This is a genomic window from Arthrobacter jinronghuae, assembly GCF_025244825.1.
Taxonomy (GTDB): Bacteria; Actinomycetota; Actinomycetes; order Actinomycetales; family Micrococcaceae; genus Arthrobacter_B; species Arthrobacter_B jinronghuae.
Map to the genome: position 1 here is coordinate 1,033,827 of NZ_CP104263.1, position 21,733 is coordinate 1,055,559.

General features: G+C 63.6%; 18 protein-coding genes. 7 read left to right on the forward strand and 11 right to left on the reverse strand.

From position 1 onward, the window contains the following. The first annotated feature begins 177 nt into the window (after positions 1-177). Genes N2K98_RS04740 through N2K98_RS04750 form a run of 3 tightly spaced genes read left to right on the forward strand, consistent with a single transcriptional unit; the run spans position 178 to position 2,117 of the window. Complete coding sequence (locus N2K98_RS04740) at positions 178-1,068, forward strand: YveK family protein (RefSeq protein ID WP_255866198.1); 891 nt, start codon at positions 178-180, stop codon at positions 1,066-1,068. A 36-nt stretch (positions 1,069-1,104) separates the two neighbouring features. Further along, a complete protein-coding gene (gene pssD, locus N2K98_RS04745; RefSeq protein WP_255866199.1) occupies positions 1,105-1,554 on the forward strand; it encodes a PssD/Cps14F family polysaccharide biosynthesis glycosyltransferase in 450 nt (149 codons plus the stop codon). Beyond that, entirely contained in the window at positions 1,551-2,117 is a 567-nt protein-coding gene (locus N2K98_RS04750) for a glycosyltransferase (RefSeq protein ID WP_229952434.1), read from the forward strand. Before pssD ends, N2K98_RS04750 begins: the two co-directional genes overlap by 4 nt. Here N2K98_RS04750 and N2K98_RS04755 read toward each other — a convergent pair. The 6 genes from N2K98_RS04755 to N2K98_RS04780 are packed head-to-tail and all read right to left on the reverse strand — an operon-like array spanning position 2,058 to position 10,135. Then, the gene (locus N2K98_RS04755) at positions 2,058-3,620 is read right to left on the reverse strand and encodes an oligosaccharide flippase family protein (RefSeq protein ID WP_255866200.1); all 1,563 of its coding nucleotides are present in this window, start codon (positions 3,618-3,620) and stop codon (positions 2,058-2,060) included. The two genes, N2K98_RS04750 and N2K98_RS04755, sit on opposite strands and share 60 nt — an antisense overlap. Then, the gene (locus N2K98_RS04760; RefSeq protein ID WP_255866201.1) at positions 3,617-4,900 is read right to left on the reverse strand and encodes an O-antigen ligase family protein; all 1,284 of its coding nucleotides are present in this window, start codon (positions 4,898-4,900) and stop codon (positions 3,617-3,619) included. The genes N2K98_RS04755 and N2K98_RS04760 overlap by 4 nt, the downstream gene beginning before the upstream one ends. Continuing rightward, positions 4,897-5,820, reverse strand: coding sequence for a glycosyltransferase family 2 protein (locus N2K98_RS04765; protein WP_255866202.1), 924 nt, complete (start codon positions 5,818-5,820; stop codon positions 4,897-4,899). Before N2K98_RS04765 ends, N2K98_RS04760 begins: the two co-directional genes overlap by 4 nt. A gap of 13 nt (positions 5,821-5,833) precedes the next feature. Next, complete coding sequence (locus N2K98_RS04770; RefSeq protein ID WP_255866203.1) at positions 5,834-6,580, reverse strand: CDP-alcohol phosphatidyltransferase family protein; 747 nt, start codon at positions 6,578-6,580, stop codon at positions 5,834-5,836. Positions 6,581-6,596: 16 nt separating this feature from the next. Beyond that, positions 6,597-9,431: a fibrinogen-like YCDxxxxGGGW domain-containing protein gene (locus N2K98_RS04775; RefSeq protein ID WP_255866204.1), complete on the reverse strand. Its 2,835-nt coding sequence runs from the start codon at positions 9,429-9,431 to the stop codon at positions 6,597-6,599. Positions 9,432-9,454: 23 nt separating this feature from the next. Then, entirely contained in the window at positions 9,455-10,135 is a 681-nt protein-coding gene (locus N2K98_RS04780; RefSeq protein ID WP_255866205.1) for a hypothetical protein, read from the reverse strand. Between the two features lie 372 nt (positions 10,136-10,507). On the opposite strand from N2K98_RS04780, the gene N2K98_RS04785 reads away from it, so the two are divergent. From N2K98_RS04785 to N2K98_RS04800, 4 genes are all read left to right on the forward strand, one after another. Then, positions 10,508-11,824, forward strand: coding sequence for a cysteine desulfurase (locus N2K98_RS04785; RefSeq protein WP_308219841.1), 1,317 nt, complete (start codon positions 10,508-10,510; stop codon positions 11,822-11,824). Further along, positions 11,825-12,274, forward strand: a complete 450-nt coding sequence (gene sufU / locus N2K98_RS04790) for a Fe-S cluster assembly sulfur transfer protein SufU (RefSeq protein ID WP_255798572.1) — start codon at positions 11,825-11,827, stop codon at positions 12,272-12,274. It begins immediately after the preceding gene. Between the two features lie 63 nt (positions 12,275-12,337). Next, positions 12,338-13,414 carry a hypothetical protein gene (locus tag N2K98_RS04795; protein WP_255866206.1) on the forward strand — a complete coding sequence of 359 codons (1,077 nt, stop codon included), beginning with the start codon at positions 12,338-12,340 and terminating at the stop codon, positions 13,412-13,414. After that, the gene (locus N2K98_RS04800) at positions 13,414-14,280 is read left to right on the forward strand and encodes a hypothetical protein (protein WP_255866207.1); all 867 of its coding nucleotides are present in this window, start codon (positions 13,414-13,416) and stop codon (positions 14,278-14,280) included. Before N2K98_RS04795 ends, N2K98_RS04800 begins: the two co-directional genes overlap by 1 nt. Before the next feature lie 7 nt (positions 14,281-14,287). Here N2K98_RS04800 and N2K98_RS04805 read toward each other — a convergent pair whose 3' ends face one another. The 5 genes from N2K98_RS04805 to N2K98_RS04825 form a co-directional block, all read right to left on the reverse strand. Beyond that, complete coding sequence (locus N2K98_RS04805) at positions 14,288-15,601, reverse strand: UDP-glucose dehydrogenase family protein (protein ID WP_255866208.1); 1,314 nt, start codon at positions 15,599-15,601, stop codon at positions 14,288-14,290. Positions 15,602-16,005: 404 nt separating this feature from the next. Beyond that, positions 16,006-16,587, reverse strand: a complete 582-nt coding sequence (locus N2K98_RS04810; protein WP_255866209.1) for a peptidase — start codon at positions 16,585-16,587, stop codon at positions 16,006-16,008. A 241-nt stretch (positions 16,588-16,828) separates the two neighbouring features. Then, on the reverse strand, positions 16,829-18,589 hold the full coding sequence (locus N2K98_RS04815) for a DUF4012 domain-containing protein (RefSeq protein WP_255866210.1): 1,761 nt from the start codon (positions 18,587-18,589) through the stop codon (positions 16,829-16,831). Positions 18,590-18,770: 181 nt separating this feature from the next. Further along, on the reverse strand, positions 18,771-20,207 hold the full coding sequence (locus N2K98_RS04820; protein WP_255866211.1) for a sugar transferase: 1,437 nt from the start codon (positions 20,205-20,207) through the stop codon (positions 18,771-18,773). A gap of 27 nt (positions 20,208-20,234) precedes the next feature. After that, positions 20,235-21,659 carry a polysaccharide biosynthesis tyrosine autokinase gene (locus tag N2K98_RS04825; RefSeq protein ID WP_407080023.1) on the reverse strand — a complete coding sequence of 475 codons (1,425 nt, stop codon included), beginning with the start codon at positions 21,657-21,659 and terminating at the stop codon, positions 20,235-20,237. Positions 21,660-21,733 lie beyond the last annotated feature (74 nt).

The window sequence follows — 21,733 nt, forward strand, 5'->3', positions numbered from 1 at the left end:
GCCTATTTGTATCTAGTGCGGTACTACTCGGGTAAATTTGGGGGGCGAACCGCGGCGCCCGGGTATAAAGATGAGCATCGCATTTCCAGAACGGTTATTTTTACTCGTGCGGCGCCTCCCTGCCAACTCTAGGATGAATTGTATCAACGCGCCACTGCTTCGCTGGGGGAAAACAGCATGGGTAAAAATTCATTCGTCTCGGTCATTGAATTGAGAGTTATTGTGGGGGTAATCATGCGCCGATGGCTTCTGATAGTGACAATGGCGCTGCTCTTTGGGGCGGCAGGGCTTGTCCTCGGAGCAGCCGTGCCCGTGACCTACTCAGCCGGCGCATCACTGACCGTTGCACCGCTCACTACCTCACCGTTCGCCTCCTCGGCACCGCAGCAGGTGAACATGGCCACCGAGCGCGAGGTGATGGCCTCGAGGGAAGTTGCCCAAACTGCAGCTGAGAGCCTGGACGATGTGACTGTGGATGAGCTGATGGAACAGACTTCCGTCGCAGCACCTACGGGTTCGCAGGTCTTGAAGGTGAGTGTGCGGGATGCAGACGCGCGAACGGCTGCTGACCGGGCCAATGCACTGGCCCAGGCCTACCTTGATTTCCGAAGGGCTGGCGCCGGTGAAATCGCCGCAGGGCAGATCGAACTGCTGAATCAGCAGGTCGCGGAGTTGACGTCCGCCGATTCCCTGTCGGAAGCGGAAAGGGATGAGCTGTCCGCGCTGCACGAGCAGTTGACCGAGCTCAGCCTTGTCGGTGAAATTCCAGGCCGCGTTATTTCCTCCGCCGCCGTTCCAACTGCCCCGGCTTCCCCGGGGGTCATGGTTTACACGACGGCCGGGGTGGCGCTCGGCCTGCTCGTGGGCTGCACGCTGGCGCTGGCGGGCGCCAGGAGTAGCCGAAGGAGCACATCCGGGGAGCGCGGTAAGCGTCATTCCGACTCCCTGACCGCTGATGTGCGGGATGGCGGGAGAGCCGCCGGAGCACATCGCACCGGCTCGGACAGGCCTGCCGGTCCGGCCGATAATCCAGGCCGCGAAGCAACGGGCAACCGGGTCCAGGTCTAGGGCCGGCAGCGCCGGAATCTACGGGGGAGGAACGGTATGAGAATCCTATTAGTTAGTTCCGGCGGCGGGCACCTGGCCCAACTACTGCCCCTGCGTCCATGGTGGGGAAAGCAGGAGCGGCGATGGGTTTCCGTTCGGCAAAGCGAAGTGGAAAACACGTTGTCCGGCGAGAGCGTGGTGTGGGCGCACTTTCCCACCACCCGGAGCGTTCCGAATGCCTTGCGAAACCTGTTTCTTTCCTGGCCCACCCTCAGGAACTTTCGGCCCGATATCCTCGTCTCCGCGGGCGCCGGCGTCAGCGTCCCGTTCTTTATCATGGGAAAAATGCTGGGAATTCGCACCGTATATATCGAATGCTTTGATCGGATTACATTACCGACACTGAGCGGGCGGATCTGTTATCCGCTGTCTGACGTTTTTTGTATTCAGTGGGAAGAGCAGAGAGAATTTTATCCGGATGCACTCAATATAGGGCCCCTGTTATGAATTCCCCGGAATATCGGATTATTGTGTCCCTCGGTACTGACTATCACCGTTTTGACCGGCTGGTGCATTGGATCGACCATTGGCTCGGCCTGTTCGCGGAACCGCCGTCCTGCCTGGTGCAGCACGGTTCCAGCATCGCCCCGCAGCTGGCGAAGGGCATAGACCGCATGCCCCGTTCGGAACTTCTGGACCTCTACCGGGACGCTGACCTGGTGGTGGTGCAGGGCGGTCCCGGTTCGATTCTTGATGCCAGGGAAGCGGGCCATATTCCGGTAGCTGTCCCTCGGCTACCGCAGCTTGATGAGGTGGTCGACGCGCACCAGCTCGCCTTCACCAAGGCCATGCAGGAACGGGGGGAGGCAGTAATGGCCACCCGGTTGGAAGAGTTGATCCTGCTGGGGGAGGCGGTGCTACGGAGTCCGGGACAGGCACGAACAGTGCCGCGGCCCCCTGGCGGGGCGGAAGCAGCCGGGGTACTGGGCCGGGCTGTCACCGACCTCGTTTCAACGCCGCCCCAGCGGCATACCCTCCGACGGTTGCGGCAGGTGTGGCTTCGCCGCTAGCGCAGCCAGGCCCAAAGGACGCCGCAGGGCGGCCAGCAACACGGCGTAAAGGGTGCCGCCGCACACGAGGAGAAGCAGCAGTCCGTGGAAGGTTGGACCCGTTGCCCAGCGCAGGAACCAGCCACCGAGACCGAAAACGGAAAACGCCAAAGCCGCCGGGAGCGCCACTACGTTGAGCCGCAGTCCAATACCCAGGAAGACCCGGACCTGGAAAGCGGCCAGGCCTGTGTCCACTAGGGCCGCGGAGGACCAGGCAATCACAGCTCCGTACAGGCCCAGGGCGGGAACCAGGAACAGGTTCAGAATGAGGGCCACGGCAAGGGCCGCGATTTTATTCAGGAGCTGCCAACGGCTGCGTCCGGACATCAGCAGCACGCTCTGGACTCCGCCCGCGGAAACCACCAGGAGCATGGTGGCGGCAATAACGGTGAACGCGCCGGAAGCTACGTCGAACCCCTCGCCGAAGATGCGCAGCACCGGAGCACCGAAAAGAAGGTAGACAAGGTACAGCGGCCAGGCCCCCAGGATCAGCAACCGGGTGACGGAATTGAAGAGCCGGGCAGCCGAAGCCACGTCTCCCACCGCGAGGGCCGCGCTGAGTGAGGGGCCGGAAACAATCCGTGCGGTGTGGTCCAGCATGCTTCCCAGCCTGATGCACCGGTTGACCACCCCGTAGACGCCGGCCGCTGCTGGACCGAGGAAAACCGCCACGGCCAATACATCCACCCATTCGAGCAGGATCTCCACTCCGGAGCTCGCTCCACGTGCACCGGAAAAAGACCAGAACGTGCGCCGGGACGGGGCGCCGGAACCGGTCCGTGGCTGTTGTGGTTCTGCGGAAGTACGGTGGATCCTGAGCGTGCGCCGCAGAAGCAGGGCCGCCGCAAGACAGACGATTAGCACCGGGACGGACCAAGCGGCGGAAAGGGCGCCGATGCCGGCACCTATCCCGATGGCCGCACAGAGCCCCGCCAGCCGAAGCAACGGTAGGGCCAGATTCTGGAGCGCTGCAAACCGGATGATTTCCCCGCTGCCGCGCAGCGCGCCGAACAAGACCGTCATCAGGCTGCCGATAATGATGAACGGGGCAGCGGAACGGATGCCTGCTTCGACATCGGCGCCCCAGAGGTCCGCTACGGCAGGAGCCGCCACCCACAGGGCAACAGCTACTGAGGTAGCGGCAACCGCAACGGGTACCAGCGCCGTGGACAACAGGGAAGCAGCCTCATGCTCCCGGCCCAGCGCCCGGCCGGCGGAGAGGAACCGCACCAGCCCGGTATCCGCACCAAACGTACACAGGGTGGTGAGGATTGCGAAGGAAGCACTGATTTGGAAAAAGACGCCTGCCCCTTCGGCGCCCAGCCTATTGCTCACCAGGAGCGTAGTGCCGAAGGCCAGAGCGGATCCCGAGAGAACCAGGAGCAGCGAAACCGTCCCCGTGCGGGCCAGTGTGCCGCCCGGGGGCCGGGCCGGACCTCCGCCCGGCTGCCCGGCGGCACTCACTCCGCCCCGTAGCGGCCGCGCAGGAGCAGTGCCAGGACCACGAACACGGCAGTCAGCTGCATAACGTCAAATCCGTAAAAGGGGACCATCACGAGCGCTGCCACTGGAACGCTGTGCAGCCACAGTCCGACGGTGGACGGGGTATGCCAGGTGCGCAGTACGGCGCCGGCCAGGAAATACAGGAACAGGCCCAATCCCACCAGACCGTAGGAGAACATCAGCATCCAGAGATACCCCTGCGTACCCAGGGAAACCCCGATGGTCTCTTCCAACTGCGGGGTGCCGTAGCCAAGCAGCGGCTGTTCCAAGGTTGCCTGCCATGTCTGCCGGTACAGGCTCAGGCGACCCGAGGTGCTGTCGCTGTACAGCTGGCGGTCGAGGATCTCCTGCAGCGAGCCAGTTGCCACGATCGTTCCGCCGGCCAGCAGCATCCCGGCAAGGCCCAGGGCTGCCGCTGCAAGCCGTCCCCGGAAGGCCAGACGGATGACCACGTAGACCACGGCGGCGCCCAGGCCCACGAGCATTCCCCGGTTGCTGGTTGCCAGCGCCGGCCAGAAGGACACTGCCATGCCCAGCACCAGCAGGGCCTTGGCGAGCGGCGATCGGACCAGGGCGACGGCGGCGCAGGCTACCGGGGTCAGGACCGCAAACATAACGCCCCAGCTGTTGGCGTAGGGAAACGGTGCTGCGGGGCGGTTGAAGGCTTCCGGGGCGCCTCCGGGGTGTTGGACCTCGGCAAGGGGAGGCAGGACCAGGTTCCGCACCAGGGGGTTTTCGAGCAGGGCATCCGGAAGAATCAGCCCCACGGGAGTGGTGAGGCGGTAGTCGGGGAAGTAGATGGCGGTGATCCCGAGAAGGACAATCGCCAGCCACATCGCCAGCAGACCGTAAACCACCTTGCGCACCGGCAGGCTATCCCGGGCATTGATGACGTACAGCAGGAAAATTCCCACTGCCAGCAGGATCCCGCTGCGCTGTCCGTAGGCCAGCAGCGAAGCTCCGGAGAGCAGGTTGATGCCGGCTGCCGCTACCCAGACCAGGAAAGCGGCCCACGGCAGGATCCCCGGGACCAGCACCGTGCCTCCGCGGGCCAGCATCAGTACAGCCATGACTCCCGCCAGGATCAACGGCATAAAGGCTGCTGCCCCCAGGGCCCACCAAAGGGGGAAGCCAACCAGCAACAGCATCAAAGGCCAGGCTGGAAGCGGTTGCCGGACGACCAGCTCGGCTGCCGGAGACGAAAAGTGCAGGTCCCGCCGCGTCAGCGCAGTGGCGCTCAAACCCCTCGCCCCCTCTTCTGCACAAACGCCAGGAGGGTGTCCGCGGAGACGGCACCCGTTGCCACGAGGACTGCGGCATAGGCCCGGACCTGGGCAGGATCGCGTCGCAGGGCGCTGCGGGCCCACCTCCACGCCTCGCTCCGGTGCCCCAGCGCGGCGTGCGCAAAGGCTACCTGCCCGGCAATCCGGGCCGTCCCCGCAGCGCTGGTGGAGAACTCGGGAAACTTCCGCAGCAGATACGTCAGGCCGGCGACGAGCATCTCCCATTTTCCGGCGTACATCGAGTGTTCGCCCCAGCGCACCAGCACCAGGGGTTCCTGCACGCAGCGGACGTGACCGAAGCGGGTGGCCCGCAGGAGCAGGTCATAATCCTCCCCGTAGGAGGCGGGCAGTGTTTCGTCAACGAGCCCGATCCGTCCAGTGAGATCGGCCCGCCGGTAGAGCAGGGACGAGGAATGGACGGCGGTAACCCGCGAGCGGAGCAGGTCCCGGAATCCGACCCTGGATGGAGGGGTGCGGACGGCCATGGAGGTATCCGAAATCAGCCGAAGGCCGGCGCCGATGGCCACCGCTGCCGTGTCCAGGCTCCAGGCGGCAAGCTGGCGGCTTAGCTTGGTTCGTTCCCACGCGTCGTCGTCGTCGCAGAAGCCCACATACACACCCCCGGCAGCGAGGATGCCGGTATTGCGGGCGCCGGCAAGGCCGGGGGAGCGGTGGTTGGTCATTACGGTCAGTGTCCTGCCCGGCGGGACCTGAACGTCGTCGAGCGGATCCGCGGACACTCGGTCGAAGACTACGAGGACCTCGACCTCCCCGGTGTAGTCCTGTGCCAGGGCGGCACGCACGGCATGGCGCAGGAGGACCCGACGGTCCACCGTAGTGATCACCACGCTCACGGTCGGAGAGCTGGAGTTGTTCACGGCAGGATTCCTTTCACAACGAGACCAAGGAGCGGTACTTGCGGCGCATTGAGGCAGCACCGGCCAAGAGGTTGAGCAGGAACAGGCAGCCATAGGCGATGAGGAACCCACCCTGGTTACCCCAGCAGGCAAACACCCAGCACAGGACGCCTGCATCGGAGGGAAGCAGCAGGAAGGAACGCAGCCGTGACGGCGCCGGCTCCGGGCGGCCGGCCTGCCGGTGCCGGCGGACTAATTGCTCCGCCAGGATCTGGCTCATGAAGTGCCCGGCCGACAGGAGGCAGTACAGCATCGGCAGCGCCAGCACCAGGCGGGAGGCATCTGTGTGGAGCGCCCATCCGCCTAATACAGCCAGATGGACGGCCGGGGTCCGGACGGAATCCACCACGTGGTCCAGCCACTCTCCGGCCGGGCCGCCGCGCCCGGTCACCCGTGCCACTTGGCCGTCAGCGGAATCCAGCACGTAGCCTGCCGCGAGCAGCACGGCGGCAGCCATACCTGTGATGACCCCGGGCGGCCGCAGGAGCAGCAGCAGGAGCCCGCACAGGGACACTGCTGCGCTCGCCGCCGTCACCATGTTGGGAGAAATCCGCAGGGCGACGGCAGCAGCGGCGGCATAGCGCGCGAGCCTGCGGTTGATCCAACGGGTATAGGCAGGGACGCCTGCTCCCGGCTTCTGCGCCTCGTCCAGCTGCGCCAGGCAGTCGCGGAAGGATACCGCGCCGGTCCTATCCCGCTCGGCGGCAGGCGCCCTGCTCATCTCCCGGCCCCGCATTTCATCGGCGCAGGTTCATGGACGCGGTGAGATCGAAACTGGTGCTCGGGGTGGAGCGGTAGTTGGAATGGACCTCCGCGCTGATCACGTTGGCGCCGGCGGTAAAAGCGCTTCCGGGCACGGTAACCACCACGGGTGCCGCCACCGCTGCGGCCGTACTGGGGGCTGCAGTGGCGTAGGTGTTGTGGTTGGGTGTTCCCGCCGGCATATTGGCGCGCGCTACTTCCACGCCGTTCACATAGACCACCACGCCGTCGTCGGCCCTGGTGGTCAGGGTTACCGAGGCTAATTGCGACGGGTCGGGAACCTGCACGGTTTTGCGGTAGTGGCTGGAAAGCGGTTTGGTGCCGCTGGCCGTCAGGGTTGTGCCCAGATTCGTGGTGCCCCAGCCGAGCGCAGCAGTTCCGGTGCTCCAGCCGGCGTCATTGAAGGCGGTGCCGGTCCATCCCGTTGGAGGCGTTTCCCCGCTGAACCGGTACTTCCACTGGCTGCCGGCTGGAATCAGTGCCTGCGGAGCAGGGGGAACAACGCCCGTCGACCCGGCCGCCGCCGTCGTCGCCGAGTAATTGCCGGCGGCGTCCGCAGCGCGGACGTAGTAACGGGCCCCGGCGACGGCGGGCAGTGAGAATGTGGTGGCAGTGGTGGTGGCTACCACGCGGTCGTTGCGCAGCACATGGTAGAGAGCGGGAGAGCCGGCTGCAGCGGACCAGCGAAGCGTGTCGTTTCCACCGGCGCTGCTGACAGTGAACCCGTCCGGGGTGGAAGGGGCCGTGGCATCGGCGGGGGCGAACCGTGCGTAGCCGCCCGACCACTGGCTTTTGCCGGCGGAGGATACGGAGGAGACCAGGTCTCCGCCCGCCCACAGGATGCCGCGGCTGTCCACAAATGCGGACCAGATTCCGTACCCGGCCCGTCCCTTCATCACCGGGTTGAATCCCGGAATGTACTCACCGGTGCCGGCGTCCCAGGCGCCGATCAGGTTGATTTTGTCCGCCATCTGGAAATTCGATCCGACGCTGGGCCAGGTGGAGGCCCCGCTGTAGTTCCAGTGCCCGCAGTGGCAGGAACCGTAGACAATGCCGTTGGCTGCGCTGACATCCTGGAAATCGCCGCCGGACAACGTGATGTTCGTGGACTGGCGGGTGAGGGTAGCGGTGTCGAAGCTGAAGAGGGAGTGCTCCGCACCGCCGACCCATACGCGGTTGCCCACTTCTTCAATACCCTGCTGGTATCCCGCTCGTTCACCCGAGCTGGGGACGAAGTTCCAGGGCACCACCGAGGCGCCGGCTCCGGTGCCGATGGCGGCGGCGCGGTAAGTGTTGGCCGTGTTCGAGGTGGAGAAATAGCCGGCCGCGTAGAGGCGCTGGCCGTCTGCTGAGGGGTCCACATCCACGACTGTCCCGTTGAAGGCCGGATTCCAGGTGCCGTCCGGCTGGCCGGTGGCTGCGGCCACCCTTGCAGCGGACCGCGCGTAGACGGGGTTGCCGGTGGCGCCGGTGAGGTGTGTGAAGGCGCCGCCGACGTACAGCCAGCCCTCCCTGACCTCGAGGCTGCGGATCTGCACCGCACCGCCGCTGACCCGGTTTTCGACGCCAAGCCGCCACCCCGGGGCGGCGGCCCCGCTGACGGGATCTATTGCGGTGACCGCACCGGCAGGCTGACCGTTCAGGGTGCTGAAGGTGCCTCCGATGGCAAGGGTTCCGTTGGGGAGTACGGCCAGGGCCTTGACCTGGCCGTTGAGGTTGGGCCGGAAACCCGAAATCCATTCGCCCGTGTTTACGTCGAAACCGGCGAGGTAGGACTGTTCCACGCGCCCGGTGCCGGCGGAGTCCTTCTGGACATAGCGGAAGTTCCCCGCCACGTAGACGGTGTTGCCGATCTGTGCGAAGGCCTGCACCTCGGAGTTCAACTCACCGGATCCATTGGCCAGCCCGGTAACTCCCCACGATGTCGGTACGGCGCCGGTCTCCGGGCGGGCCTGCTGGGTGTTGCCGGGCGTACCCGATGCCGGGAGGGCAGTGAACCCCGCGTTCGCTTGCGTCAGCTTGGGCCGCAGATACATCTGGGTGAACGGACGCGGGTTACCGGCGGTGGCGGTATTCGACCAGATATAGGTTGAAGCCGAGTTCTCGCCGCGGGCCTGGCTGCCGTAAGCGAAGCCCTGCGTCCAGCCCTGCGCTTCGGCTTCGGAGGTCACCACGCGTGAATAGGTTTGATCCGTACCGAAACTGGCGGTCCGGCCGCCGGTAAAGGCGGTGGTCCCGAAGCTGCCGGAGGTGACCGGTGTGGCGGATCCCAGTGCCCAGGACCAGCGGGGCTGGTTATCGGTGCGGTACCGTACTTCCTGCCATTCGCTGCCGGTCTTATCCAAGGCCCGCCGCAGCCGGACGCCGTCCTCAAGCTCGTCGGGCGCCTGTCCGTTGAGCAGCCCGTCCACCAGGTTTGACGGCAACTGGCGTGGGGTGAAGGCGCCCGTACCGGTCACCGTCCCGCGTACCTGGGCAGGTGTGCCGACGCCTTCGTAGAGTTCCTTCCACCCCTCGCGGCCGCGTCCGATCAGCACCCAACCGCCGCCGTCGGTGGTTTGGTCGCAGTAGAACTGCTCCGGTGCGGCCATGGCTGGTGTGAGCAGCCAGTACACACCCGACGGCGCGGACGGGCTGGTCTGTTTGATCTCCCAGCAGGAGGCAGCCGCCGATGCCGAAGATGCCCCGTCGACCGCGGCCGGTTCCGCCGTGCTGGCCGGAAGGGCGGTAGCCAGTGTGGCGGCGGTTGCGAGCGCAGCCAGGGCCGCACACAATGCGGCGGATCTCCTGGGGCGGGGCAGGTTTTTCATTGTTGGTCCTTTGGGCAGGTGGGTCAGCAGGCAGGGTCGTCTGGAAAACTGTGGGATACGACTTTCCAGGTGCCGTCGCGTTCCTGGAGGTCGTAGTAATTGAGGGATTTTCGGCTGCCGGGTTCCGTTGCCGCCAGCAGCACTTGTCCGTCCTGGTCCTTCAATTCCATGGCGCTGGAGTCGATGCAGATGGACAGCCTGCGGATCGGTCCGCCCTCAGCTTCCAGGTCCTCTACTGCCTGCACGGACAACACTTCGGCGGGACCGGATTGGATCCATCCGTTGTCCTGGAATTCCTCGAACTGTCCCGTGAGCTCGCCGAGCGCGGATCCGTCCGCGATCCGGGAGTAGTCGGGTGGGGTGCCGCGGTCGTTTTCGTTCGGCTCCACCCGCATGGCGGACGCCGTCTCGATGAAGCCCAGCAAAGCCTCGCGGGCGGGTTCCGGCAGTTCCCACAAGGCCGGGGACGAGGTGCCCTCCGGCACGGGGGTGGCACCGCCGTCGGTGCCGGGGCCCTCGTTGTCGGTCCCGGTGACTGCTTCCGCAGGTCCGCCCGTTGCAGGCGGTTTTTCAGCGACGGGAGTGGATCCCGACGCGTCGCGGGGATCCGCACTTTGGCCGGTAGCGTGTGGAACGGCAGTCCAGGCCCCGAAAATGAGCAGGCCGACCACGACTGTTGCCGCCAGGACGTAGACGGTTCTCATTCGGGACGCCCGGGTAGTGCCCCCGCTAGCGGTACGGGGAGAAGATTTACGCATGTGTACCTCGAAATCTGTGAGACCTAGGGGTGACCATAGGGAGGCAGCCGCAGCCGGGGAAGGGTTTTCGTGCAGGTCAAGAGTCGGATCGAAAAAAACGGGTGAAGTACGGCTTTCCACGCACGTAGTTCTGAGCATTTCGGACGGTGCCGGAGCGTACTCACAAGTAACCGGGGATGCGCGCGCCCGGAGCAGGTCCGTCAAACTAAGGCTGGACTCAGGTGCGGCTGGTGTTCACACCGTGGAATGATTAGCGCAGACTTGTTTTGCGTAATGCCCGCAGGGTGTTGGTCGGTCTCTAGCTGAGGAGATTCTTTCGTGCCTGTTGTTTCCACTCCCGCCAGCCTCCGCCGCATCGGCGGTCCCCTGGACAATGCCGAGGTGGAGAGGATCCGGAACGACTTTCCGATCCTCGACCAGGAGGTCAACGGGCACCGGCTTGTCTACCTTGACTCCGGCGCCACCTCCCAGAACCCGCTGAGCGTCATCGAAGCCGAGCAGGAATTCTACGAGCAGCGCAATTCGGCGGTCCACCGCGGCGCGCACACCCTTGCCGTCGCCGCCACCGACGTCTACGAACAGGCCCGCGAAACGGTGGCGGCCTTCATCAACGCCCGCCCCAATGAGCTGGTGTGGACCTCCAACGCCACCGAAGGCCTGAACCTCCTGGCCTACTCCTTCTCCAACGCTTCCCTGGGCCGCGGGGGAGAAGCGGCAGCCCGGTTCGCGTTGAAACCCGGAGACGAAATAGTCGTCACCGAAATGGAGCACCACGCCAACCTGATCCCGTGGCAGGAACTCGCAGCCCGCACCGGAGCAACTCTGCGGTTCATCCCGGTGGACGACGACGGCGCGCTGCGGCTCGAGGAGGCCGAGCACATCATCGGGCCGCGCACCAGGGTGCTGGCGTTCAGCCATGCCTCCAACGTGCTTGGCACCATCAACCCGGTGGAGACCCTGGTGGCCATGGCGCACCGCCACGGCGCCCTGGTGGTGCTGGACGCATGCCAGTCCGTGCCGCACCTGCCGGTTGATGTGAAGGCGCTCGACGTCGACTTCCTGGTCTTCTCAGGGCACAAGATGCTCGGGCCCACCGGCATCGGCGCCCTCTACGGCAAGGCCGAACTGCTGGATGCCATGCCGGTGTTCCTCACCGGCGGGTCCATGATCACCACGGTGACGATGGAAAAGGCCGCGTACCTTCCGGCACCCCAGCGCTTCGAGGCCGGAACCCAGCGGATCTCGCAGGCGATGGCCCTGGGCACGGCAGCGAACTATCTCACCGAGACCGGCATGGACCGCATCCACGCCTGGGAAGCCACCCTCGGCCAGCGCCTGGTACAGGGCCTGGAGCAGATTGACGGGATCCGCGTGCTGGGTCCGAAGGCAGGTGAGGAGCGGATCGGCCTCGCGGCGTTCGACGTCGCCGGCGTCCACTCCCACGACGTGGGCCAGTTCCTGGACGACCAGGGGATTGCCGTGCGCGTGGGACACCACTGCGCCCAGCCGCTGCACCGCCGGCTGGGGCTGGTCTCCACCACCCGTGCCAGTACGTACCTCTACAACACCACCGACGACGTCGATGCGTTCCTTGCCGCAGTAGCCGGCGTCCGTCCCTTCTTTGGAGTGAAGTAAATGAGTTCGGACCTGCAGCAGCTCTACCAGCAGATCATTCTGGAGCATGCCAAGCGGCGCCGCGGCGACGGCCTGGCAGCGGCTCCGGACGGAGTTGCTTCGGGGGAGTCCCACCAGTTGAACCCCACCTGCGGCGACGAGATCACCCTGCGGGCCGCCGTCGACGGTTCCACCGTGCACGGCATCAGCTGGGAAGGACAGGGTTGCTCCATCTCCATGGCGTCTGCCTCTGTGCTGACCGAACTCGCGGCCGGCCTGGAGCGGGACGACGTACTCCACTTGGTGGACGAGTTCCGGACGCTGATGCGTTCGCGGGGCAGCATCGAACCGGATGAGGAAGTGCTCGGCGATGCCGCGGCGTTCGCGGGCGTCGCCCGCTACCCGGCGCGGGTCAAGTGCGCCATGCTCGCCTGGGTTGCTTTGGAAGAAGCACTGCTGGCGGCAAACTGACGCTCCGCGTGCGGCGGCGTGTCGCCGATGTCGGGCGAGACATCCGCTCCGTACGCTGGCGGCATGACCAGCCAACTGGATACCTCCGTCTTCCGCGACCCCGTGCCCGCAGAGGAGATCGCAGCCCAGCGGCCCACCGGGATTGCCGGACTGGCTACGGGGTCCAGGCTGTTCCTGGCGGGTTTCGCAGCCGCCTGCCTGGCAGTATGGCTGGTCTGCTCGATGGGTATTGCTGAAGCGACGGTGGGCTCCTTTAATCTGGACGCGTCAGCGGTCAATGTGGGATCGGGGATCTTCCTGGCCGGGCTTCTGGCCGCCGCGGTAGGTTTCCTCCTCCAAGGCGCGAAAGAGGATCCGCGGATCACGGCCGCAAAGCTGAACCGGTTCGTACAGCGGAACGGGTTGTCCTACAACGCGGACCCCAAGCTTCCCAGGATCGATGCCACCATCTTCGGAGAGGGCCACCATCCGCAGTCCTGGAAGCGGTTCCGTAACGGACCTGCCCACCTCTTTCCGTTCGAGGTTGCCCATTTCTCCTACCGGACGGGCTCGCGGGCCCGGAACCGGAACGACCGGCCCTCGGTCATAACCTGGACCTACGCCGCGGTCACCGCGGAGCGGCGGCTGCCCCGGATGCTGCTCGATGCCAAGGGGAACGATCCCTGGCTTGGCTCCAGCGTGCCGGTCAGCCTCGCGAAGTCGCAGCAGGTTCCACTGCCGGAGGACCTGGACAGCCACTTCACCCTGTACGCCCCTGAGGGGCACGAGGCAGCGGCCCTGGCCGTCTTCACGCCGGAGGTCCTGCGTCGGGTGCTCGCGGAAGCGCCGGGGTTCGACGTCGAAACCGTGGACGATTCCATCATCTTCTTCACCCGCGGGGAACTTGATCTGAGCAGCGAAGGAACCTGGGAACGGCTCTCACAGGTCATCTTCGGGCCCGGTGCCGCGCTGGTGGGGCTGGCGAACGGCCCGGTGTCCGCGCAGCGGTTCGCCAGCGGCGCCGCGCAGCCGGTGCCTCCGGAAGGCCGCACGCTCAAACGCCGCGCCCTTACCCCCGCCCTGATCTGGACCCTGGGCGGTTTCGCCGTCCTCGTGCTGGCGCGATTGCTCCTGACCGGACCACTGAACGGACTGATCTAATGGGTTTTCTGGATTTCCTGGACGGTACCAAGCGTGCCGCCAAAGCCTCCGCGGCAGCCGCCACGGAGGCGCTGGTGGCAGACATGACCGCTGCACTTCCCAAGGATGCGACGGTGTCGGCGCGTTCCTGGGGCGTTGGCACCACGACGTACACCGCAGCGGTTACCGGGGCCCGCCGGGAGCTGCCCATCTTGGTGTCCCGGCTGAACGGGGTGATCAACGGGTTGGGCCGCACCGATGATCTGAAGGTGCGGATCGCGGAGTCGGCTGCTCCCAATGCACTCTTTTCGTCGCTGACGATTATCGGGCAGAACCGGGATGCGGACGCACTGGACTTCCTTGTGCGGACGCATGAGGAGTTGCTCGCAGGGTTCCCGGGGATGTCGGTGCTGGTGGACGGCTCCTACGGAGGGTTTACCGTCAGCGGGGTGGCGCGCGACGACGCCGTGCCCGCCGCCCGCCGCCTGGTCACCTGGTGGGAGGACATGCTGGCCGCGGAGCTGGAGCACTGGCCGATGTCCGAGGTCGCTATGACTATCGGCGGGACAGCCGAGGAACCGGAAATCAGCTACTCCGTGGCCTTGGACGAACCGGAGGACGATGCTGCACCAGTGCCCCTCGAGGAGAAACGGCAGGAAGCCCGGCGGGCGGTTGCCGCCTGGACCCAGAGCCTTCCTGACCTGGAGGCTCTGGCCAAGACGCGGGTCCGCCCCGGCTACGCCGTGCGGTTCAGCTTCACGCCCACGAAGTTCAAGCCGCGGGTGGTTGTGGAAGACCTGGAAACCGGCGACGAGGATGAGGACGAGACCGCCGAGGTGGTTGCCGCAATCCGGTTCCACCATCCTGCGTCGACGGTGAAGGCCTGAGGCCCCGTTACGGCCGGCCCATGCTCCGATAGTTCCAGCCGGCGGCCCGCCAGGCTGCCGGGTCGAGGACGTTGCGGCCGTCGATAATGTTCTTGTCCGTGACCAGCGGCCCGGTGGCTGCCGGGCCCAGGGACCGGTATTCCTTCCACTCCGTCAACAGCACCACCGCGTGGGCGCCCAGCAGGGCGTTTTCGGTGACCGGCTCGTAGTTCAGCTCGGGGAAGCGTCCCTTGGCGTTGTGCAGGGCCTGAGGGTCGGTCACCGTGACCGTGGCACCTTGGAGCTGCATCTGGGCGGCGGCGCTGAGCGCGGGGGAGTCCCGCACGTCGTCGCTCTCCGGCTTGAAAGCTGCACCCAGGATGGTCACCCGCTTGCCCAGCAGGGAGCCGCCGCAGATCTCCCGCGTCATCTCGACCACCTTGGAGCGGCGGCGCATGTTGATGGCGTCCACCTCGCGGAGGAAGGTCAGCGCCTGGTCGGCGCCCAGTTCCCCGGCGCGGGCCATGAAGGCGCGGATGTCCTTGGGCAGGCAGCCGCCGCCGAAGCCGACGCCCGCGTTCAGGAAGCTCCGCCCGATGCGCTCGTCCATGCCGATGGCGTCGGCCAGGGCCGTGACATCTGCACCCGACGGCTCGCAGACCTCCGCCATGGCGTTGATGAAGCTGATCTTGGTAGCCAGGAAGGAATTGGCGGCGGTCTTGACCAGTTCCGCCGTGGCATAGTCGACCACCATGCGAGGGGTTCCGGTAGACAGGGGAGTGGCGTACACCTCGTCCAGGGCGGCGACGGCGGCAGCTGCGGTATCGCCGGCTGGCACACCGTAGACAAAGCGGTCCGGAGCGAGGGTGTCCTGGACGGCGTGGCCTTCGCGCAGGAATTCCGGGTTCCAAACGAGGACCGCTTCCGGCGCGGTTTCGGCCAGCTGCTCGGCCAGACGAGCGGCGGTGCCCACGGGAACGGTCGACTTGCCCACCACAATGTTCCCTGGTTTCAGGTGCGGAGCCAGACCGGCGACGGCGGCGTCCACGTAGCGCAGATCGGCGGCGTATTCGCCCTTTCGCTGGGGAGTGCCCACGCAGACAAAGTGGACGTCCGCCCCGGCAGCGTCTGCCAGGTCGGTGCTGAACGTGAGGCGGCCGCTCTCCAATGCTTCGGCAAGAAGCTCGGGCAGGCGGGGTTCGAAGAATGGTGCCCGGCCTGCGGCGAGGTCCTCGATCCGGGCGGCGTCGACGTCGATTCCTACAACATCATGTCCCAGCTGGGCCATGGAAACCGCATGTACGGCGCCCAAATAGCCGCAGCCAATAACCGAGAGACGCACTGTTACCCCATAGGTTCGATAGCGGAAGACGGCTACCAGCCTATCGCCTGCACAGCCGTGGCTTGGAATGCTGACCGGGGCCTAGGTAGAAAAGCGTTCGGGGCAGGTAGCGACTACTCTTCCCCCGCGACCTGAGTTGTTAATAGCTTCGGAACCATGAGCACAGTGGAACCGAGAAGAGAATGGCGCCGTAAGCGGCCGCGCCGAACTGGGGCCGAATGGGCCGTATATGCGGGGATCGCAACCCTGGTGCTGGTTACGGCGGTGGTAGTGATCGTGGCTTTGGGACGATAACGGCTCAGCGCCACGTGAGGAAACGCCAGAGGGAGGGTGGAAACCGTTTGGTTTCCACCCTCCCTCTGTTTCTGATTAGTACGCTCCCGATGGGACCGCCAAGCAGTTAGTTAGGCATTCTTGCGGCGTGCGACTGCTACGGAGGCAACGCCGGCACCGAGTGCCAGGACGCCTGCGGCACCCCAGAGCATCATCGCGGAATCAGCGCCGGTATCGGCGAGGCCGCCGTCGGCGGAAGCGTTGGCGCCGGTTCCGGCACCCGTTCCTACGCCGGCGCCTGTGCCTGCAGCTGCGTCCACAACAACGGTATTGGTGACAACCTTGCCGGACTCCACTCCGGTGGCAGTCAGGGTGTAGGTTCCGGCCTCGCCCAGCGTTACCTCAACGGCGAAGTTGCCGGATGCATCGGCAACGGTGTTGTAGCTGCCAATCTGCTGAGCCAGGATGATCGGGCTGCTGACACCGGTGCCAGCGACCACTGTGGGGTCGTTGGCGTAGGTGGCGGTCACGAGGATTTCCTCGCCGGGGATGAAGCCGGTACCGCTGAAGACCACAGTTGAACCGGGGGTGACAACGCTATCGCTGACCGTGCCGGTGGCCGGTGCGGGGTAGCTTTCAACGGCGCTGGCAGCTCCGGCGCCAACGAAGGCCAAGGATCCGGTCAGGACTAGTGCGGATACGGTTTTTTTCATGTGAGACTCCCCGGTGCAATTGATAAAGACTGTGTGGTTATAGACGGTCGGTTCCCACCAAGAACCCGTGAAACCCAAGCCTGGAAATATTTCGATCTAGCGATGTGTCCCGGCGCTTCCCAGCATTACCGGTAACCTGCGCCCCTCCGCAACGCTTTTGCGAAGTGGAACGTTCCCACGGTAACAGGTGATGGTCCTACTTCCAAGCGTTGTGTGATAGGCAATCACTAACATCATATTACTATTCACAAGATTCGCTCGTTTTCGCCGGGAGTACTACGTCTCGAACCGCTTGTATCGAAGGCGTAACTTGGAGCTTTGGTTCAGAATCCTGCACTACTCGGGAAAACTCGAGGTCTATTACCGCTGTTTCTCCTGGCGCTAATTCCAAGGTCACCGTCCCCACGGGCCTCTGGCCGTGTTTACCGGCTCCGAAGGGCACTGCGGTTCCGTTGATCTGGGCTGATTCCACCAACGCTTGTGCGGGGCCATAGACAACATAGTTCGTACGGAAATGTCCTGGTTCTACTCCGTATACTCCTGCGCCGGTAACGTAAGCCGGAAGCGAAGTGGCGGCATCCTGAGGCGCTGTGTTTCCTACGGTGAGCTGTACGTTGTAGTGGCTGTACCCGTTGGGATCGCAGGTCTGCACCAGTTGGACGGTCCGTGAGGCATAATAATCCATTTTTGCCCCGGTTCCATCGTTGAAGTACACCCCGAAGGAAGCGCCTCCGGCATTTGGTCCAGTGACGGACCCAGCAAGGGCAGTGGACGAAATGATGTCCTGCTCGCCTTTGTCGCTGGACCATAAATACAGCCGGTGCTCTTGGACACTGGTGGTCAACGCCTGGACCAACTGGGTGCTATCTCCCAGGCCATCGGTGAATGCAGAGAAAACGCTGGCTGCCACGGCAGCGAAGTACGCATCCTGGGCTGCGGGCTCCTTAATCTCCCGATAAACATCGGACAGAAGTGTGCTGACCACATTTTCCTTGGTCAGAGATACAGGCAATGACGTCCCGTCGATTAATTGCACAACTGCTGGATCCGCTAGATCCACCGGACCGGTGGCCTCCAGAAGGTGAGCTAATACCACCGGATCCAGGGCAAGCACTCCGTCCACCGTTTTCCCGGGGTGGCGTTCTTCCCACATTCTTTTTGCGGTTTCTGCCGCAGTCGGGAAATGGGGGGTGAGGTTCACATTCTGCATCTGTGTCCCGAGCCGCCCTGTGTACAGGCGTTCCTGCTCCTCATCCACCTTCAGAGCGGGCCTAAATGCCTCGATTGCGGCCGCGCTACTCTGATCGCTCAAGCTGATTTGCCCATCGTTGACGGTCAGCATTGCTAAGGCCCCGGGAATACCGCCGGTCGCCCTCACCTCCGCACTGTTTTGTATGAGGAGAAGGTAATTACGCTCCCCGTCGGCACCCAGCATTGCTGGCATAAGCTTGGCCGCAGAGGAGGCCGTGCCCAGCGCGGAATTCACGGATTGAAGCTGCTGAGTTGCCGAACGAATCGGATCCGCCACTTCCGGCAGAAGCCGGGTTAAATCGATAGACGCGAGCCTGTCCTGCGAGAGGCGTACGGTGTTCGCAGCTGACATGATGCTCGGGGCTGCCTCCTCCAGCTGCGCGACATCGATACGCCCATCAGTCGGCGACAGCGTTTCCCAGTCGAGGGAATCGTACTGGTTCAGCAAAGGGGCTACGGCCCGATCAACAACATCATCGGCAGAAACTGCAACCTCCGTCACGGCTCCGAAGTTCGCCCCGAGGACTGGAACCGCTGAGGCGGCTTTCCACAGGGGACCCGTAGCCGTTGCACGAGCATTCGAGGTGCTTTCCTGCATTTGAGCGAAGAGTTCATTGGAACCGTCTTGGTTGCCCGCACCCAGCTCAGCCCGAAGCTCGGGCACCAGCGTCATAGCTTTTTCAAGGTCCGCTCGGACTGCAGAGACCTGATGGAGCAACACACCTACGGCGGCGCCGGCAAGGATGCCCATAACAAGAACTGTGATCCCCGCCCGGTAAATTGCGCGGCGCCCTCGGTGTGGATGCCTGCGTCGTAAAGTCCGCTCAGACCCGGATGTCTCAGGGTGGGTGATCGTGCTGTTGTTCATTGAGCTCATGGTGTGGCTTTCAGCAGGAGGGAGTGGGTCCAGCGGATGGGAACGGCTTCAACACTCAGTAGGCGCCCTGGCGACTAAAGACTGCACGCACCGTCTTGAGGAGGATCGCTATGTCGCCGGCCAGAGACCAGTTCTCCACGTAATAGAGATCCAGGCGGACCGTGTCGTCCCAGGAAAGCAGAGACCGCCCGCTGACCTGCCAGAGACCAGTCAACCCTGGCCTCACTATGAGCCGGCGGTGCACATGGCTTTGGTACTGCTCTACCTCTGAGGGGAGTGGCGGGCGGGGGCCGACCAAGCTCATAGTTCCGTTGAGAACATTGAACAGCTGAGGGAGCTCGTCCAAGCTATAGCGGCGGAGAAACCGGCCCGCCGTTGTAACCCGAGGATCAGACTTCAACTTGAACATCACGCCATTGCCGTCGCTGTGCGCCCGGAGGGCAGCTAGGTGATCTTCGGCGTCGACAACCATAGAGCGGAATTTCAACATTTGAAAGCTTTGGCCCCCAGCTCCCACCCGTTCTTGGCGGAAGAAGATAGGACCAGAGGAATCGGCTTTGATCACGGCTGCTACAGCTAGTAGTACAGGAGAAAGGACAGCTACGAGAAGGCAAGCACCCATTACGTCGAAGCAGCGCTTTAGAAGGCCCTGACCGGTACCCAGGTTGGGTGTCGAGACGTGGATCAGAGGGAGTCCAGCCACCGGTTGCGTGTGAATTCGGGGGCCAGCGATGTCCGTCAGGGCAGGTGCCATAATCATCCGGATCTGCATATCAGCCAAAGCCCAACCGAGCTCGCGTATGACGGATGGAGCTAGCGGTACACCACTAGAAAGAGCGACTGCATCAGGGCGAGCTTCGCGCACCGCGGAGACGATGGCCGCGGATGAAGGATCGTGCCCCAGATTTGGAAGCTTCAAGGAGCCACCGATAGTTGTTCCAGGAGGAGTGCCCGGCAAATACGTGGACACGGGACGGTATCCCGCCATTGGTTGACTGCCTAGAGCTCGTGCTAGATGCTCGGCGCCGAAAACTCCACCGATGATGAGCACCGAAGAGCTGCTTTTCCCCACTTTTCGCTGACTTCTCAACAAACTCCGGATGAGAACCCGAGAAATTAGAAGCGATAGTACGCCGGCCGGAAGTGCCAAAGCGACATAACCCCTGGCAGTATCCAACTGAAATACGTAGGACACCGTAGCGACCAACCCGAAAAGCCAGAACGACCCGGTTAATATACGTTTAAACTCTTCGGTACCGTAGCCCAAGACTGTGGTATCGCGGCTTCCCGATAGGCCTAGGATAGTCCACCATACGCCGGCAAGAACCAGCGTAACAGCACCGTACGGTTCAAATTCGGAGGTGATTGCTTCTCGGCCACGCGCTGTGCCGAATCGAAGAATGAGAGCCCCGGACATGGCCCACAGCACGACCGCTGCATCCACACAGGCGAGGATTCTCGAATAACGGTTCCGCCAGTTAGATTCTTCCACCCGATTCCTGTCCCCCAGACGGCATCGCTAGGCCTTACTACGTGTCGTAGCGTCGTAGAAGGCCGTATCCCGAATCCTTGGGCGCCGCTCAACTCGCATATGACTTGCATTCATACTTTTGACGGCACGGCGGGACTGCTCTTGATCCCCCGCTTCGGTTTTTGAACCGTAGGAGTAGTAACTATGGGCATATGCATCAGGACCCTTTGTGGGAAGCAGATTCAGCACAATGCCCACAACATTCGCTCCCACGAGATTCAAGGAGCCTATGGACTTTTCAAGATCCTGGGTCTTAACTTTGTTCGCTCCAACTACTAGAACGACGCCGCCTACCATTTGTGCAAGCACTGAGGCATCAGTCACGGGGATCAGCGGAGGTGCATCGATGATGACCACATCGAACTCGAGTTCCAGCTGGCCCAACAAGCGAGACATAGATCCTGATCCAAGCAACTCGCTCGGATTTGGAGGGATCTGCCCCGAAGTTAGCACATATAGTTCGTCGTCGCCCCAAGGCTGAAGAAGGTCCTCGACGGAGGCAGCTCCTATCAAAGCTGTGGTGAGACCAGCTCGGCCTTCAAGCCCTAAGTAGTCTGCCGCGGTCGGCCGGCGGAGATCAGCATCAACGAGTACAACGCGCTGGCCAGCTTGAGCCATAGCGATCGCGAGATTTATAGCCGTTGTGCTTTTACCCTCGGCTGGCAATGACGAGGTCACCAACATCAGCTTGGATTTGCTGTTCACGTTGGCGAACTGCAAGTTGGTTCGTATTTGGCGAAAAGACTCCGCCCGCGGGCTTTGGTGGGAAGCTTGAGTTAGCAGAGGCTTTTTCTGAGCATCGCTATCGAATGCAACGCCACCCAGGAATGGAAGCGCCGTCACGCGGCGCAGATCCTGTTCGCCGCGAAGCTTTGTATCGAAACGTGTCCTGAAGACTGCCCATCCGAGACCTAGGGCAGCACCAACAACGAGCCCACAAAGTAGGTTCAGTACAGTGTTGGGCGCAGTGGGACTCGAAGGAGCGGTAGCCGGGGTGATTATGGAGAGCCTTACGAGAGACTCTCTACCCTGAGCAGGCGTCTCCAATCGGTCCACAGCCGTGATGAGACTTTCGGCAACTGCCTGCGCTATGGCAGCGGCCTGAACCGGCGAGCTGTCTTCAGCTGTAATAGATATCAGTACTGTATTGGGATCTGCTGTTGCTGAGACTGTACTGGATAGCTCCGCTGGAGTGGCGTCAACACCGAGGCTGTCAATTGCCGGCTGCAGCACTTCCGGCGTGGTCGCCGTTTTCACGTATGACTGCACTCTAGCCTGGCTGAAGCTATTTCCCTGCTGCAGATCTGTGACAGTCCCGGAACTTTGGGTCGATACGAAGAGCTGTGACTTAGCAGCGTATGTGGGTGGCGTGGAGAGCGATAACAGCCCGGACGATATCAGGCCCAAAAGCATAAGTCCGACGATTACCACCCAATGTCGTCGAACCGCCCTGATGTAGTCGCCAAGCTCCAAGACGTAGACCTCTT